1 protein-coding gene is annotated in these 948 nt (G+C 35.3%); it reads left to right on the top strand.

The features are described 5' to 3' along the window. A partial coding sequence (locus D7V20_RS19260; protein WP_120385411.1) for a T6SS immunity protein Tli4 family protein occupies nt 1-865 on the top strand: 865 nt, incomplete at its 5' end. Between the last annotated feature and the right edge of the window lie 83 nt (nt 866-948).

Below are 948 nucleotides of genomic sequence, written 5' to 3'. Positions count from 1 at the left end.
TTATGCCGTAGAGATTCCCGCCGAAGCCAATCCATTGGAAAGATATGACCAATATGATTCATTCATTATCAAAGTCAAAGAAAATGCCACACGTCAAGATTTTGATGCCGCGATTCAAAATGTGAGAAAAGAGTATTCTAGAAGTGATTGGCATATAACGGAAGATCCTCAAGAACAGCAATTCGAAAGTCGATTGACTAAAATTTTAAAGGGCAAAACATCAAAGGATAAAGGTGATCCTTTTGATGTTTTTGGTTTCGTATTAGATAAAAAGACTTTATTTTTAATTGAGGGGAACCATAGCGACATGCCAAAGTGGACGGAACAAAGCAACGAGGCAATGCAACATTTGGTTCAAAATTTGCGTTATCGCCCTGAACATGAAATTCCAAAAGAAAGTGGTCAATGTATTTATCAAGGTTTTATTAAGGATAATGATCAAAAATTTCGACACAGTAAACAAACACTTGGCTTTAGATTTAAAGACTATCCAACAGTCGTTTTACGTTTTGAAGCTGAAACCAATTCAAGGGAAACTGCACAACTGATCCCGAGAATTGAAAACAAACTCAGACAGGTTGGTCAAAGTGAGCGTCAAATCAATAAAGGCAATATTCGAAAGGGTGAAAAGAATACGGAATATTTAACTGCACAAGAGTGGATTGGTGTTGAAAAAATGAAAGGGCGTGATGGTATTAGTGCTTTATGGGAACATACAGGCACAGCACGTAACAATAAAGATCCATTGATTAATTTTGAAGTGGATTCAGCACATCGCTCATTTGGTAATGAAACGAGTAGTTTATATCAAGTAGAAGCCATGCAACTGTATGAATCAATCATAAAAACGATCAATAAGTTTTGAGATGAATGGCTCAATATCAGGACCTATATGATTGATGAAAATTAAATTAAAAAGGATAAGCCAATGAATAAAATACTTTTCCT

The organism is Acinetobacter rongchengensis (assembly GCF_003611475.1).
In the GTDB taxonomy this organism is placed as follows: domain Bacteria; phylum Pseudomonadota; class Gammaproteobacteria; order Pseudomonadales; family Moraxellaceae; genus Acinetobacter; species Acinetobacter rongchengensis.
Note: the sequence above shows the minus strand (reverse complement) of the source record. Positions and strands in the feature narration are given on the sequence as shown.